The organism is Chryseobacterium sp. GW823-FHT05E08 (assembly GCF_058795655.1).
The window spans coordinates 1069505-1083167 of the sequence record NZ_JBXAHY010000001.1 but is presented as its reverse complement, the minus strand read 5'-3'; the positions used below and the strand labels follow the sequence as shown (position 1 = coordinate 1083167).

Here is a 13663-nt window from a genome sequence, read left to right as displayed (position 1 = left end):
CATACCTATTGACTGCTTTTATTGATGTCAGGTTTCATTTGCAATGCTTTTGTTCCCATTATATCGGCCTCATTTTCTAATTTTTGGCCATCGTTGATATTTACCTCAGTTTCTGAAGGTGAAGTAGGTTTTATTCTCTCTTCCTTTTGTTGTACAATATGCCACGCTTCATGAGGTAGGTGTTTCTGATGGTCGGGATCAAGATGAATGTTCGTGCCCTCGGCGTATGCATGTGATTGTAGCTGGTCAGGAGCAGAGCTATTATTGTGTACTTTTACGTCATCCATAGAATGACCAGAGAGACTTTCTATCCCTGATTTTAAATTATCAGGCAAACCGGTAGTACTTTTTTTCATTTGAATCGAATGTAAACCTATTTTCATCACTATAAATATAGAAAGAACATTTTATTTAATTCAAATAAATAGAACCAATTAGAGTTTTTCTGAATATTAAAATCTGATACCTATTCAAAAACTTCAAGATACAGTCGTTAACCTCCGTTATCGTTGCAAAATAATTTATAGTAGATTGATGATGAGAGCTTTTTTAGTATTTAAAACGTTTGAAAATTGAACTACAACAATTACCAATTGAGCTACTTTTTATAGAGCAGCAATCCAGAATTTTGTACTTGAGATTAAATTCAATTTTAGAAACAATTTAAAAAAGAAATATGCAAAAGAGAAAATTAGGAAATAACGGATTAGAAGTTTCCGCATTAGGCTTTGGCTGTATGGGTTTAAACTTTTTAGACGGCAAAGGTCTTGATAAAAAAGAGGCCATCACACTACTACATAACGCAGTTGAAAGAGGTGTTACATTTTTTGATACTGCAGAAGCTTACGGACCTTACACCAACGAAGAGCTTGTTGGCGAAGGATTACAACCTTATAGAAAAGACGTTGTAATCGCTACAAAATTTGGTTGTAAAGATGCCAGCCCGGCAGTAGGTTTAGACAGCAGGCCCGAAACGATTAGAGCCGTAACCGAAGCATCTTTAAAAAGATTAAAGACAGATTATATAGATTTGTTGTATCAACATAGAGTTGACCCCAATGTTCCTATAGAAGATGTTGCAGGAACCGTAAAAGACCTGATACAAGAGGGCAAAGTAAAATATTTCGGTTTGTCGGAAGCAAGTGCTACAACGATTCAAAAAGCACATTCAGTTCAATCTGTATCAGCATTGCAAAGCGAATACTCTTTGTTTTGGCGTGAGCCGGAAAATGAAATCATATCAACTTTAGAAGAGTTAGGAATTGGTTTCGTTCCGTTCAGTCCTTTGGGCAAAGGCTTCCTCACAGGTATCATCAATAAAAAACTAGAGGATGTCGACCGCAGAAATATTATTCCTCGTTTCACCGAAGAAAATATAAAGGCCAATTTTATTTTAGTGGAAGCGCTTTCTGAAATTGCTCAACAAAAAAATATGACCACCGGACAATTAGCATTGGCTTGGCTTTTAGCCCAAAAGCCTTGGATAGTACCCATCCCCGGGACTACAAAATTACATCGTTTAGAAGAAAATATTGGAAGTACAAATATTGTATTAACAGCCGGGGAATTGGCAAAAATTGACTCAACAGTAAATGGAATTACCCTTGTGGGTGAACGCTATCCGGAATTTTTGGAAAAACAGATAGACAAATAAAAACAAACAACGATGCAGAATATTAAAGGAAAAGTTGTCGCTATTACAGGCGCCAGCAGTGGAATGGGTAAAGCCATCGCCACAGAATTAGCGAAAAACGGTGCAAAGGTTGTTTTGGGTGCAAGACGAGAAGAACAATTGCAACAACTTGTTGAAGAAATAAAAAGTAGAGGTGGCATTGCCATCTGTACTAAAATCGATGTGAAGAATAAAGCTGATCTATTTAGATTGGTCAATACGGCGGTTGAGCAATATGGAAAATTAGATGTCATTGTGAACAATGCAGGGGTCAGTCAGTTAAGCCGCATTGATGAATTGGATATTGACGGTTGGGAAGAAATGATCGACATTAACCTCAAAGGTGTTTTGTATGGAATGGCGGCAGCGATTCCAATTTTTAAAAAACAACAGTCCGGACATATCGTCAATATCATTTCAACTTCTGGAATAAAGATTGTCCCCATGCAGGGCATTTATGCAGGAACTAAAAATGCTATTCGTACGATTGCAGAGGCATTTCGTCAGGAATCAGATGGAAGCATTCGGATTACGGGTATTTCGCCGGGATTTGTGAAAACAGATTTTGCGAACAGCATTAAAAATAAAGAAATGAAAACAGCCATTCAAAAAGGAATGGAACAAATTGCCATAAATCCCATTGCCATTGCCAATGCTGTAATTTATGCCATAAGCCAGCCTGGCGACGTTGAAATTGGCGACATTGTTATTCGTCCCTCAAAACAAAATTGATTACATTCGTAAAAGAAAATGCAGCAACCATCTATCATCAATCAAATTAATAGTATCTCGCAATTGGTGCGGGTGTTAGGATTTCCTGCGCCATTGCATCCATTGATTGCATTGGTTGATTACAATAATGTTTCGATTGAAATGTTTCCAAAAGGACAAAAAGTAAGTCTTGATTTTTATAAAATTTCCTTTAAGCCTACCTTCACAGGACATATAAAATACGGACAAGGCTATTATGATTTTGAAGAAGGTGGATTGGCATTTCTGAAGCCAAAACAAATTGTTTTTCCACCGGAAGAGATAGAAAGCTATGAAGGGATTGCGTTGTATTTTCATCCGGATTTTATCCGGAATTATCCATTAGGAAAAGCAATCAATCAATTTGGATTTTTCTCTTATGATGTTTCTGAAGCCTTATTTTTATCAGCAAAGGAAAAAGAAATCATCGCCAATTTATTTGCTACAATAGGCAATGAATTAGACAATAATATTGATAGTTTCAGTCAGGATGTTTTGGTGTCGCAAATAGAATTGCTGTTGAATTACAGCAATCGTTTTTACAACAGGCAATTTTTGACGAGAAAAGCTATCAATCATGATATCATAACAACTTTGGATACCCTTTTAAACCGCTATTTTGAAGAAAAAAATAGTCTGAAAAACGGTTTGCCATCCGTGAAATACATCAGTACAGAATTAAAGCTTTCACAGCGTTATTTGAGTGATATGCTGACTTCATTAACAGGACTAAACACCCAGCAGTACATTCAGAATTCGATCATAGAAAAAGCCAAAGAAAAATTATCAACGACAACTCTTTCCATTTCAGAAATTGCTTATGAATTGGGCTTTGAACATTCACAATCTTTCAGCAAACTTTTCAAGACCAAAACAAAAGTTTCGCCGTTGGAGTTCAGGAAGTCGTTTAATTAGAATATCATTATTTGGTGTTCTTCATTTTCATATTTTATCAGATTCGTGAGTAGAGAACTCATTGCTTCAATAAACAAATCTGTAATTGGGTTCTAGACAATGCAGTGCTTTATGATGAACCTATTTTGAACATGAAAGGAAAATTGAGTTTGGGGTTAAGATAAAGAATAAAAAATCCCTCTCAATGAGGGATCTTTGTTAGTTGACTTTAATGTCGCAATATCTGCTTGTACAATAGCTTCCTGTTTGATGATAGCAGCAAATGTAATCGTTATTGGGACAATGCGATCCTCCACACGCTGGTCCTGTTGGATCTGTCGGCTCTAAACCTACGCCAGTACTACCGCCTACACCGCCCGCTGCAAAAGTTGATTTTAATTTTTCTCTTGTTAATTTTTTCATAGTAATTGTTCTTAATTCGATTTGAAAGATAAGAATAATTCCTAAATAAATGATTTAATATAAAATAAAACTAAAATAAAGTAGATAATATCGAATTAAATATTTCAAAGTTAAATTTTGTCCAAGAAATATTAAATAGAAAAGACAAGATGATGATAATATCTTTTTATGATCGTATTAAGACACTATTTAGATTACTAATGAAAATAATTTAATAATCTTTGTATTATCAATAGTTAAATAGAAAATAAAGTAGTTTTCATTATTTAGTGTTGGTTTGTATTATAAGGTAGAGATAGTAATTCTAGCTAATTATTTAATATTATAATGTATTATAAAATGGTAATCCTTACACATTAATAATTTACAATGTGATGAGGATCTATACCAGATTTACCAAAATTAAGATCAGATGATAACTCCTTTATATTGTCGTATTTTTTCGTTTCTATTAATACTTTTGCTAATTTAAGTTTTCCAATTTTATAAAATATTGCGGGAATTAAAACCAAAAAATCTTTAAAATGCAATTTAAATTTTGTTTGAAACATTCCTGAAAGGACGTATTAATTCTTCAAAGTATGACTTCCTAATTACCATACAGTAAATTTTGTAATTTTTGTAAATGATCAATTCAATTTATAGAATCGTAATCGTATAAATTAAACGTTTTTCTTTACTACTTCTAGCATTTGATCAATATCAAATGGTTTTTCAATATAGTCATCAGCATTGCATTGCTTTGCTTTTTTTGGTACATCGGGAGATGTAGAAGTTAGCACTGCTGATAGATCTTCCGTTTCCGAATTAGATTTTAAATCTTCAATTACCTCGGATCCTTTCTTCTTTCCCTTAATATTATCATCTACAATCACTACATCAGGTTCAATCTCCTCAATATTATCAATGGGGTCAATTGTCAATGATGATGTAACATCATAACCTTCGTCCGTCAATACATGATCCATGATATCCAGTATATCTACATTATCCTGAATAAGGACAACTTTTTTTTTCATAATTGTCAGTATATGACGTAAATTTATGAAAAAGAATATAAAGCATTTCTAGTGCTGGAAATAGGAAAATCAATTTGATTCGTACTATGGGCAATGATTGGGTTGGGGGAGTTCTTGGCGGAATTCTAGGTGGCCCTGTCGAAGTTGTCTTTGGTGCTGCCGATGCATCAATAGGTTCTGCAATGAGTCATTCTGTACATTATAATTAAACTAATTTCCAATGTTCTCTGTTTAAAAACAGAGAACATTTTTTTTATTGTTTAAAAAAAAATATTTGGGATTATTATATACATTTTCTTCAGCTGTTATAGAGTAGAAAATAAAGAAAATAAGTTTAATTAAAAATTAATTTCAATAAACGATTTTAATTCTGTAAAATATTTAATAAATTAAATTTCATGATATAAATGTTTTACTAACTTAGAGTATATAAAAATTAGAAAATTATATATTTAAACCAAATTCTATTATTATGAAAAATTTAAAAATTCTGTCAAGAAAAGAACTGAAAGCAATTGAAGGAGCGGCATCTATTTCAAAATGTCTTCCTGGGAATTACTATTGTCCTGAAGCTGAAGTATGTGTCCCAATTAATGCAGAATGCTATATTATAGTACCAGAAATACCGGTAGAAGGATAATTAAATTTTAAAAAAGTTCTTCATCACCTCTCTTAAATAATTTTACATTTGCGACACATTTAGAATCTCAAAGAAACGATATGATGGATATCATCAGTTATGGAACTTATGTCAAAGTTTTTGTATTGAATCAAAGAGTGGAGAGGTTGCTTTTGATCTTTTAAAAAATCATTAAAAGTGAAGAGAGACTTGGCGATAGCGCACAGATTATGCTTTTAAAAATTATTTCTGAAAATAATTGTTCAGTATCTTTTGCAAGGTCAATGGCTGCTTCGGATTTTAAGCTAATAATAAAGAAATATTTGATACACCACTTAACGATTGTAAACAATCTTAAATCTCACAAAACGGTAATACATGAAGCTTAATAAAATAATATTAAAAATATTTTTCTTATTTGTTTTGATCCTGAATATGGATGTTTCCGCTCAAGAAGTCGAACTTGACTTAATAGGAAATTGGAATTTAACTGACTTTTGGAGTAATGAAAGTAAGACAATTTTTACAAAAGATGGATATATTTCGATGACTATAAACGGGGAAAAAATTGATGGGAAAAATTTCATAATTCGAGGCGGGCCAAATGATGGCGAAAAAGGAGAAATGAAATATGTAATAAATACGAAAATAAGTCCAATTCAAATTGATATTATTGCACTCAAGAATAATATTGAAAAAGGTAGAATTCTTGGTATTATAATTCCAGTTAATCACACGAAAATGTTAATGGTTTTGAATTTTGATGGAAAAAGGCCAGAAGCAATTAATGACGAAAATTTCGAACAAACTTTGACTTTATACAAAACAGAATAAAAATCTGCAGCTATTTAGAAGATTTATTTGAAAAAATAGAAAATCTTGATAAAATTATCCCGGCAAATATAAAAAATTACCATAACCATTTTCGTTGCTTCTAAATCTATTTCTTGAGCAAGCATCACAACTTTATATTACAAACTAAATCACAAAAAATTATACAAAAGGTTTATCGTAATTAAACTCATTAAATTTAAAGCTGCTGATAAATGTCAAAACTTTTAGATAGAATAAATACGTTTTCAGAAGAAGTAAAAAGTTTTCCGCTTGGGCAATGCTCACCAAGTGATAACCCGGATATGAAAACAGCTTATTTACTCATTTAAGGATTTGGCAAAACGGTTCGTACTATCTATGAAAAGATTAGATGATTCAAGGCTTACTAAAATGTTAGAGTCAATCGACTTAAATCCTAATTATATAACAGAAGGCTATGATCTTAAAGCAGAATTACAATTTGTTACCGACTAGACATTAAGACTTTTGACTAAAAAAACGAAAATAATTGAAAATAGACTTTTTAGAATATCCTAAGACAATAAAAATATTGCTAGCAATCTATGTTTTAGGTTTTGCCATTGGGACAACTACTCATGTATTGGACTTATTAAATCATGGCTTAATACTTAATAAAAATGTGCCTACGTGGAAAAACATATATTGGGTATCGTTAACTTTCTTAGATTTTTTAGCTATTATCTTAGTTTTAAAAAGTATTGTTCCAGCTTTAATAATTTCTAATTTAATCATTGTTTCAGATATACTAATAAATACAAACTGGTTGACATTTGAAAGATTTGGCAATTCTGATGATTATAAAATAGTTTTACAAATAATCTTTGGACTTTATATATTATCAACGACTGCATACCAAGGACAGAAAAAGCCACAGCACACAAAATCAGGTTTAAATTATGTCCGGGTGACGCGGTTCTTGAAAGTTTCTGTCTTTTAATTGCTTTAGTGCTCGGTCGACAATGAAGTGCTTTTAATCAGGCACAATAAGATAGCCAGCCACTAAAAGCAGTTTGGCAAGATTTCGATTTCTGGTAAATTTACCTCTACATTTCGCAAGAAATTTTATCTTAACCATAAATACTCGGCTACGAAGTCTGCAACCATGCCAAGCTCCAGAACGTCGGTAATAGCCTTAATAAATCTAAAAAAAGGATTCCTTTTTTATCTATTTCAAATAAAATTTTTAACGATAAATATTAAAAATTCTACCAATTTTTTAGTAATAAAAAAAATAACAATGATATTTTACTTTTTTTTACTTTTAAGGTATCGTTTTAATAATAAATATCTAACAAATGTTATACAAAGAGATACATTTAGGAGAACTCATTAAAGAAAGAGTTGCAGAACAAGAGATTTCAATAGAGAGAATCTGTAATTTTTTGGATAAAGAAGAAAGTGTCGTTGAAGAATTGTATGCTAATAAATCTATGGATACTGAACTTTTGTTAAGATGGTGTAAACTATTAGAATATGATTTTTTTAGAATTTACAGTTCGCATCTTATCTTATATGCACCACCTTCAGCAGTTAATAAAAATCATAATAAATCTGAAAAAATTCCTTATTTCAGAAAAAACATATATACTCAGGAAATTAAAGATTTTATTCTTAGAAGAATACTTTCTGGTGAAATGACTCAGAGTGAAATAATTAGAGAATATTCAATACCAAAGAGTACACTACACCGTTGGTTACAGAAAAATAATAATATTGATTAATAAAAAACGTTGATTCAAAGGGATAGATAATTTTTAATAATAATTTTTTTAAATAAGAAAATTGGTTTTAAAATTCATAAAATTATTTTTAGTAATCTTAAATCTCACAAAACGATCAGTTTATAAGGGCTAGTGGACATTTTGCCCCATTGTGGTTTGAAGCCTAAATCTGCCATAGCTTTATTTTTCTACTAGGTTACGACAGGATTTATTTTTTGAAGGGTTTATTGATTTCTAATTTAAAGTATTTTATAAATAAAAAAACTCCCGAAATGAAAGGCCGAACTTTCCTAGTTTTTAAGACTATCTGACTTGACTTTAATACAACTTAAAAACCTCTCTTTTTAGAGAGGTTAAAGATCTATAAACTTTGATGATTATGGAAAATCATAGTATGCTAAATCAAAAATAAGTTTAAGTACTACAATTAAAATTTAAATAAAAAACCTCTCAGGGGCGAGAGGTTAACACAAATGATGAAAAAATATCTCTATCAAGAGATATTTGTAAAGATAAACGATATTTTAATTTCCTGAAAATAAAAAAATAAAAATCCCCGACCGCAGTCAGGGAAGTAATTTGAAAGATATATAGTGGATGTGATTTATTTTCATTTTTCAAATTTTATGCCGTTTTCAGATTTTCTGTATATTAGTTTTAAATAATTATATAAAGATTATACCGAAACACCTGAAGAAATTTATGAGGCATTAGGATTAACAAGAGCAACTTTTTATCGCTATGCTAAAATCTTTGATAATCACACAAACGAGGAAATTAAGGAAATGGAAATCAGAAAACGTCAGTAACATTATATAAATAATTTGGCAATATTTGAATAAGCAAAAAACCTGATGGGTTATTAGTAGTAGGTTCTCCCAGGAATAGTTTCTGGAAATCGGCCTATATGGTTCCTTATTCTGAATTTAATACTTTACAGGGTTTTGTAATAATAGTTATATTATGTGACCTGCTGGTTCTTTTTCTGTTTTATCTTTATATTGACCGCAGATCATTGATTGCAGTTTCTAATATCTTCCGGCATTCAGTCCCTGGCATCTGGAAAGTTGATCGATTTAAATGAGAAAGGGCCGTTCTCAGATGTTGCGCATCAGTTAAATAAAACTTCTGATTTACTTAAAAGGCGTACTACAGCTCAGGAAAACTGGCTCATGGGCATTTCCCACGACATAAGGACCCCATTGACAGTGATTCTCGGATATGCGGAAAGCATCGAAACCAACCCGTCACTCCCCAAAGATGTCCAGCAGAAAGCATCATTAATTAAATACCAGAGCATAGCATTGCGTGATTTGGTCAATGATTTAAACTTGATTACAAGTTTGGAAGACGGTGTAAAACTCAAACCCATTCATAAGGTGCAGCCTCTGATCTTTGGTCGGGATATACTTGCCCAATTTTTAAATAACGGAATCCCGGATACCTTTCCCATTAAGCTGTCTTTTGATAAAAGCCTTGAGTCTATTAAATTAATTGCGGACATCCATCTGCTGCAAAGAGCTATCAATAATTTGCTGTATAACTGCATAAAACATAATCCTGGTGGCTGTAAAATCACATTTGTGATTTCCAATGAAAAGGAATATGTCTTATTTTGTGTCACTGATGATGGAATAGGAATGACATCAGAGGAAATCATAGCATTAAAAACGCGATCGAAATATCTGTCAAACAGTAATTTATTCAATCAAAAGCAGCATGGATTCGGACTTTATATTGTGCAACAAATTGTAAAAATACACGCAGGAAACACTGATTTTAGAAGGAATCAAATGGGAGGGCTTGATGTTGTTATTGCTATTCCAAAAACTTGCAGTTCAAGTTAACAACGAAATAGTCACAACATCTGATTGGATCATCGAACTGAAATCTGAGACTAAAATTAAATTGGAAAAAGGAATTTTTATGAACTTAAATAACATTATACGGCTAAATTATTTTTTATAACCTGAGTGATTGTTATGTGGAAAGTGTAAAAGTATTGTCATTCAATGAGATAAGTGAATAATAAGGGGAAATAAAATACACGTTCAATTTGCATAATTATTTGATATTATTTATCTTTAAAACTGTTGTATCTATTGTTGATGCGTAAAATATTGCTTTTGTATGACTTATCATATTTTGGTTGAGAATTTAATCGTAAAAAAATATAATAAACTATTGTAAGAGAAATTAATGTGAAAAAAATAAATTTTAATGAAGATCATATCAATAAGACAAACCCCGGAATATAAAGATAGAGCAATAACGTATCTTCAAGAAAGCTGGCCTGAAATTTCACCGGTAATTTATGAAGATTGCATTTCTAACAGTTTAGATGCAGCACAATCATTACCTCAGTGGTATCTATTGGAAAAAGACGAAAAGATAATCGGTTGTGCAGGACTGATAACCAATGATTTTATCAGTAGAATGGATCTCTACCCCTGGATCTGTGCAATTTTTATAGATGAAGAGCAGAGAGGAAATGGCTACGGTTCCTTATTGATTGAAAAAGCCAAAGAAGATACAAAATTGTACGGATTTAAATATTTAAATTTATGTACCGACCATACCGGTTATTATGAGAAATACGGATTTGAGTATATAGGACAGGGCTATCATCCGTGGGAAGAGGAATCGAGAATTTATCAAATAGAAGTATGAAAGTGATGTAATCAATTATTTTTTTAACAGAAAGTATTATATTAAAAATGAAAATAAATAAACTGGATAATCCGGCGTGGTATTCCTTAAATGAAAGCCATAAAGATTTCGTGGTTGACTATGAGCAAATAAAATTTTACGACCCTGATTATTGTCCTTTCGGTGGTGCGTTGAACGATAACCAGACAGAATCAGGAATTGCAACCTACGCCTCTCTTACTGATAGTTTTTATGTAATAGGAAATAGACCTGATATCAATGATAAAGTTCGGGTAGAAAGTGAATTGGTCTGTAATCAAATGGTTCTTGATAAGCAAATTGACATTGACATTCAAGAAAATATTATTGAACTTCAGACAGAAATACATAGAGATGACCTGTTTAAGCTTGTTAATCTTGTGCAGCCGGGTTATTTCAAAAATAAGACAGCTGATCTGGGAAGTTATTATGGTATCTACAAAAGTCATCAGCTGATTGCCGTTGCCGGAGAGCGGATGAAAATGGATGGCTATACTGAACTAAGTGCAATCGTTACCCATCCTGAACATACAGGAAAAGGTTATGCAAAACAGCTCATCGTCCACGCGAGCAATAAGATCTTCAACGAATCCAAAATTCCTTACCTGCATGTCGCCGATAATAATGTTAATGCAATAGGGTTGTATGAGAAATTGGGATTTTTAACAAGAAAAAAAATAAGTTTTTGGAAATTACATGCAAATGTCTTGTAAAGTATTTTTAAAATGTTGAAATCAATTATTTACATGAAAAATAAATGGATGCAATCATTGAAAAATTAAAAAGCATTGAACATGGCTTCAAACACATCATTGAAGCTGGGGATAATATTTTAAAAGATACTTCCACCGGTCATTTGGAATTTGCAATAAAACTGCTGGATGATAATGCTTATCAGATCCGAATGTTAGCCACTTATATATTGGGACAACTATCAGTCGTAAGTGCAAAGGCACTTGAAATATTGGAGACCAGAGTTGCGACGGATGACAACTGGAGGGTACAGGAAATGCTTGCCAAGGCATTTGACTATTACTGTGAATCTAACGGATATGAGAGATCACTTCCCAAGATCAGGAATTGGATCAACGATCAGAACCCCAATATTACAAGAGCGGTCATTGAAGGTTTGAGAATCTGGACCAACAGACCATATTTCAAAGATAATCCGGAAGTTGCCATTCAGCTGATCGCAAGTTCCAGATCGACTGATAGCGAATATTTAAGAAGATCAATCGGCAACTCTTTACGAGATATTAGCAGGAAACATAAAGACCTGGTGGACAATGAAGTTTCGGGTTGGAATTCGGCGGACAAAAAAATCGTATTTATTAAAAAACTGATCTACAAATAGAATCGGGTATAAAATGGGGATAGCGTCATCTTAGATTACAATTCCATTTTATGCCTCGGTAAATTAATTTCCTGTTCCTGCGGATAAGGTTTTCTTTGTGTCATACTTATATCTTCATGAAGACCTCTTGCTGTTTCTAAGGATTTTTCCTTACTATTTTAAGTTGGCTTTGAAAAATGCTTCCAATTTATCAAATGGAATTACATCCACTCTGTCATACAAATCTACATGTACGGCATTCGGAATAATCATCAATTCCTTCGGTTCATTTGCATCTTTGAAAATATCCTCACTGAAATATTTTGAATGGGCATTTTCACCTGCAATTAATAACATTGGTCTTGGCGAAATTTCCTTCACATAACTTAAAATAGGCATATTCATAAATGAGAGTGGATTAGTCACTAACCATGCACCATTTGAATTCACAGAATTGACTTGAAAACCACGTGGCGTTCTGTAATAATCAAAATATTCCTTTACAAACTGAGGTTCATCGCCTTTCAAACTTTCAGGCAAATTTCTTGGTCCATCCGCCGGCTTTCCATTTTCGGCATCTTTCCAGCGTTGCTTACCTAAATCATTTAATGTTTTGATTCTTTGTTCAGGTGTTACAGAATCATTATAACCTTTTGACATCACCCTTGTCATATCATATAGGCTCGTCGTGGCAACTGCCTTAACTCGTTTATCAACCGCAGTTGCATTTAATGCAAAACCTCCAAACCCACAAATTCCGATAATTCCAATTTTATTTCTATCTACATTTTTCTGTAATCCTAAGAAATCAACTGCAGCACTGAAGTCTTCGGTATTGATTTCAGGTGATGCTACATTTCTTGGCTCGCCACCGCTTTCTCCGGTGTAGGATGGGTCAAATGTTACAACTGCAAATCCTCTTTCTGCCATTTGATTGGCGTACAATCCTGATGACTGTTGTTTCACTGCTCCAAAAGGTCCACTGATTGCTAAAGCAGATAATTTTTCAATTCCAATATTTTTTGGAACATACAAATCACCACTCAAAGTAATACCATAACGGTTCTTAAAAGTTACTTTCTGACGGGTTACTTTTTCACTAAGCTTAAATGTATAATGTTCTTTCGATGTATTCATTCTTTCTGAATTTTTATTGGAAGATTTCTGTTTTGTTTGCGCTGATATTTGACCTAAAGACAATAAAGCCGCGGCAATGATGAATGTAAGTTTTTTCATATTACTTGTGGTTATTAACTTCATTAAATTCCAAATCCGATACGGGTTGAAGCCAGTTGACCTGCACATCATCTTTAAAATTGGTAATCGCAATGTGCGTCATCGATGTCTTTGCTGACGCGCCGTGCCAATGCTCCACATTTTCAGGGATATTGACTACATCACCTTTCCTGAGCACTCTTGCAGGCTGTCCTTTTTCCTGATAAAATCCCGAACCTTCTGTTACAATTAAAACCTGACCTTTCGGATGAGTATGCCAGTTGGTTCTTGCACCGACTTCGAAGGTGACGGCTCCTGCAGAAAACTCGTTGTTTTTATCCTTTGCGACTAAATGAGATAAAAAAGCGTCACCTGTAAACCAGTCATTAGGTAATTTATCTCCTTTCGGGAAAAGAGATGTTGTCTTTTCATTGTCCATTTTTTCTTGATTTTTGGAGTTACACGATAAGGTTG

The 13663-nt window shown here is 32.8% G+C and carries 17 protein-coding genes; 12 read left to right on the top strand and 5 right to left on the bottom strand.

Annotated elements, in window-relative coordinates; genetic code table 11:
- Positions 1-5: 5 nt before the first annotated feature.
- Positions 6-356: an eCIS core domain-containing protein gene (locus AC1Q7L_RS05050; protein ID WP_492306660.1), complete on the bottom strand. Its 351-nt coding sequence runs from the start codon at positions 354-356 to the stop codon at positions 6-8.
- A gap of 320 nt (positions 357-676) precedes the next feature.
- Here AC1Q7L_RS05050 and AC1Q7L_RS05045 point away from each other — a divergent pair, with 320 nt between their 5' ends.
- The 3 genes from AC1Q7L_RS05045 to AC1Q7L_RS05035 are packed head-to-tail and all read left to right on the top strand — an operon-like array spanning position 677 to position 3337.
- Positions 677-1654 carry an aldo/keto reductase gene (locus AC1Q7L_RS05045; protein WP_492306659.1) on the top strand — a complete coding sequence of 326 codons (978 nt, stop codon included), beginning with the start codon at positions 677-679 and terminating at the stop codon, positions 1652-1654.
- Positions 1655-1666: 12 nt separating this feature from the next.
- The gene (locus AC1Q7L_RS05040) at positions 1667-2404 is read left to right on the top strand and encodes an SDR family oxidoreductase (RefSeq protein WP_492306658.1); all 738 of its coding nucleotides are present in this window, start codon (positions 1667-1669) and stop codon (positions 2402-2404) included.
- 18 nt (positions 2405-2422) lie between these two features.
- Entirely contained in the window at positions 2423-3337 is a 915-nt protein-coding gene (locus AC1Q7L_RS05035) for a helix-turn-helix domain-containing protein (protein WP_492306657.1), read from the top strand.
- A gap of 198 nt (positions 3338-3535) precedes the next feature.
- On the opposite strand, the gene AC1Q7L_RS05030 is transcribed toward AC1Q7L_RS05035, so the two are convergent.
- Together AC1Q7L_RS05030 and AC1Q7L_RS05025 are read right to left on the bottom strand one after the other, a co-directional pair.
- Positions 3536-3739 (bottom strand): hypothetical protein, encoded by a 204-nt coding sequence (locus AC1Q7L_RS05030; RefSeq protein WP_123983211.1) that lies wholly within the window; start codon positions 3737-3739, stop codon positions 3536-3538.
- Between the two features lie 662 nt (positions 3740-4401).
- Positions 4402-4758, bottom strand: coding sequence for a response regulator (locus AC1Q7L_RS05025; RefSeq protein WP_492306656.1), 357 nt, complete (start codon positions 4756-4758; stop codon positions 4402-4404).
- An 86-nt stretch (positions 4759-4844) separates the two neighbouring features.
- Between AC1Q7L_RS05025 and AC1Q7L_RS05020 the strand changes: the two genes are divergently transcribed.
- The 9 genes from AC1Q7L_RS05020 to AC1Q7L_RS04980 all read left to right on the top strand — a co-directional run bounded on the left by AC1Q7L_RS05020 (position 4845) and on the right by AC1Q7L_RS04980 (position 11995).
- On the top strand, positions 4845-4967 hold the full coding sequence (locus AC1Q7L_RS05020) for a hypothetical protein (RefSeq protein WP_492306655.1): 123 nt from the start codon (positions 4845-4847) through the stop codon (positions 4965-4967).
- A 263-nt stretch (positions 4968-5230) separates the two neighbouring features.
- Positions 5231-5398, top strand: a complete 168-nt coding sequence (locus AC1Q7L_RS05015) for a bacteriocin-like protein (RefSeq protein ID WP_492306654.1) — start codon at positions 5231-5233, stop codon at positions 5396-5398.
- A gap of 357 nt (positions 5399-5755) precedes the next feature.
- The gene (locus AC1Q7L_RS05010) at positions 5756-6211 is read left to right on the top strand and encodes a hypothetical protein (RefSeq protein WP_492306653.1); all 456 of its coding nucleotides are present in this window, start codon (positions 5756-5758) and stop codon (positions 6209-6211) included.
- Positions 6212-6719: 508 nt separating this feature from the next.
- Complete coding sequence (locus tag AC1Q7L_RS05005; protein WP_492306652.1) at positions 6720-7169, top strand: hypothetical protein; 450 nt, start codon at positions 6720-6722, stop codon at positions 7167-7169.
- A gap of 358 nt (positions 7170-7527) precedes the next feature.
- Complete coding sequence (locus tag AC1Q7L_RS05000; RefSeq protein ID WP_492306651.1) at positions 7528-7953, top strand: helix-turn-helix domain-containing protein; 426 nt, start codon at positions 7528-7530, stop codon at positions 7951-7953.
- Positions 7954-9020: 1067 nt separating this feature from the next.
- The gene (locus tag AC1Q7L_RS04995) at positions 9021-9800 is read left to right on the top strand and encodes a sensor histidine kinase (protein WP_492306650.1); all 780 of its coding nucleotides are present in this window, start codon (positions 9021-9023) and stop codon (positions 9798-9800) included.
- Between the two features lie 373 nt (positions 9801-10173).
- On the top strand, positions 10174-10623 hold the full coding sequence (locus AC1Q7L_RS04990; protein ID WP_492306649.1) for a GNAT family N-acetyltransferase: 450 nt from the start codon (positions 10174-10176) through the stop codon (positions 10621-10623).
- 110 nt (positions 10624-10733) lie between these two features.
- Positions 10734-11354 (top strand): GNAT family N-acetyltransferase, encoded by a 621-nt coding sequence (locus tag AC1Q7L_RS04985; RefSeq protein WP_492306648.1) that lies wholly within the window; start codon positions 10734-10736, stop codon positions 11352-11354.
- Positions 11355-11398: 44 nt separating this feature from the next.
- A complete protein-coding gene (locus AC1Q7L_RS04980; protein WP_492306647.1) occupies positions 11399-11995 on the top strand; it encodes a HEAT repeat domain-containing protein in 597 nt (198 codons plus the stop codon).
- A gap of 153 nt (positions 11996-12148) precedes the next feature.
- Here AC1Q7L_RS04980 and AC1Q7L_RS04975 read toward each other — a convergent pair whose 3' ends face one another.
- Positions 12149-13210, bottom strand: coding sequence for an alpha/beta hydrolase (locus AC1Q7L_RS04975; RefSeq protein WP_492306646.1), 1062 nt, complete (start codon positions 13208-13210; stop codon positions 12149-12151).
- A gap of 1 nt (position 13211) precedes the next feature.
- The gene (locus tag AC1Q7L_RS04970; protein ID WP_492306645.1) at positions 13212-13628 is read right to left on the bottom strand and encodes a (R)-mandelonitrile lyase; all 417 of its coding nucleotides are present in this window, start codon (positions 13626-13628) and stop codon (positions 13212-13214) included.
- Positions 13629-13663 lie beyond the last annotated feature (35 nt).

What these genes read in the sequence shown, in the direction of transcription:
- AC1Q7L_RS04970 (WP_492306645.1), bottom strand. Translation starts at nt 13,628, where the DNA reads ATGGACAATGAAAAGACAACATCTCTTTTCCCGAAAGGAGATAAATTA.
- AC1Q7L_RS04975 (WP_492306646.1), bottom strand. Translation starts at nt 13,210, where the DNA reads ATGAAAAAACTTACATTCATCATTGCCGCGGCTTTATTGTCTTTAGGT.
- AC1Q7L_RS05010 (WP_492306653.1), top strand. Translation starts at nt 5,756, where the DNA reads ATGAAGCTTAATAAAATAATATTAAAAATATTTTTCTTATTTGTTTTG.
- AC1Q7L_RS05000 (WP_492306651.1), top strand. Translation starts at nt 7,528, where the DNA reads ATGTTATACAAAGAGATACATTTAGGAGAACTCATTAAAGAAAGAGTT.
- AC1Q7L_RS05035 (WP_492306657.1), top strand. Translation starts at nt 2,423, where the DNA reads ATGCAGCAACCATCTATCATCAATCAAATTAATAGTATCTCGCAATTG.
- AC1Q7L_RS05045 (WP_492306659.1), top strand. Translation starts at nt 677, where the DNA reads ATGCAAAAGAGAAAATTAGGAAATAACGGATTAGAAGTTTCCGCATTA.
- AC1Q7L_RS05040 (WP_492306658.1), top strand. Translation starts at nt 1,667, where the DNA reads ATGCAGAATATTAAAGGAAAAGTTGTCGCTATTACAGGCGCCAGCAGT.
- AC1Q7L_RS04980 (WP_492306647.1), top strand. Translation starts at nt 11,399, where the DNA reads ATGGATGCAATCATTGAAAAATTAAAAAGCATTGAACATGGCTTCAAA.
- AC1Q7L_RS05025 (WP_492306656.1), bottom strand. Translation starts at nt 4,758, where the DNA reads ATGAAAAAAAAAGTTGTCCTTATTCAGGATAATGTAGATATACTGGAT.
- AC1Q7L_RS05050 (WP_492306660.1), bottom strand. Translation starts at nt 356, where the DNA reads ATGAAAAAAAGTACTACCGGTTTGCCTGATAATTTAAAATCAGGGATA.
- AC1Q7L_RS04990 (WP_492306649.1), top strand. Translation starts at nt 10,174, where the DNA reads ATGAAGATCATATCAATAAGACAAACCCCGGAATATAAAGATAGAGCA.
- AC1Q7L_RS05020 (WP_492306655.1), top strand. Translation starts at nt 4,845, where the DNA reads ATGGGCAATGATTGGGTTGGGGGAGTTCTTGGCGGAATTCTAGGTGGC.
- AC1Q7L_RS05030 (WP_123983211.1), bottom strand. Translation starts at nt 3,739, where the DNA reads ATGAAAAAATTAACAAGAGAAAAATTAAAATCAACTTTTGCAGCGGGC.
- AC1Q7L_RS05015 (WP_492306654.1), top strand. Translation starts at nt 5,231, where the DNA reads ATGAAAAATTTAAAAATTCTGTCAAGAAAAGAACTGAAAGCAATTGAA.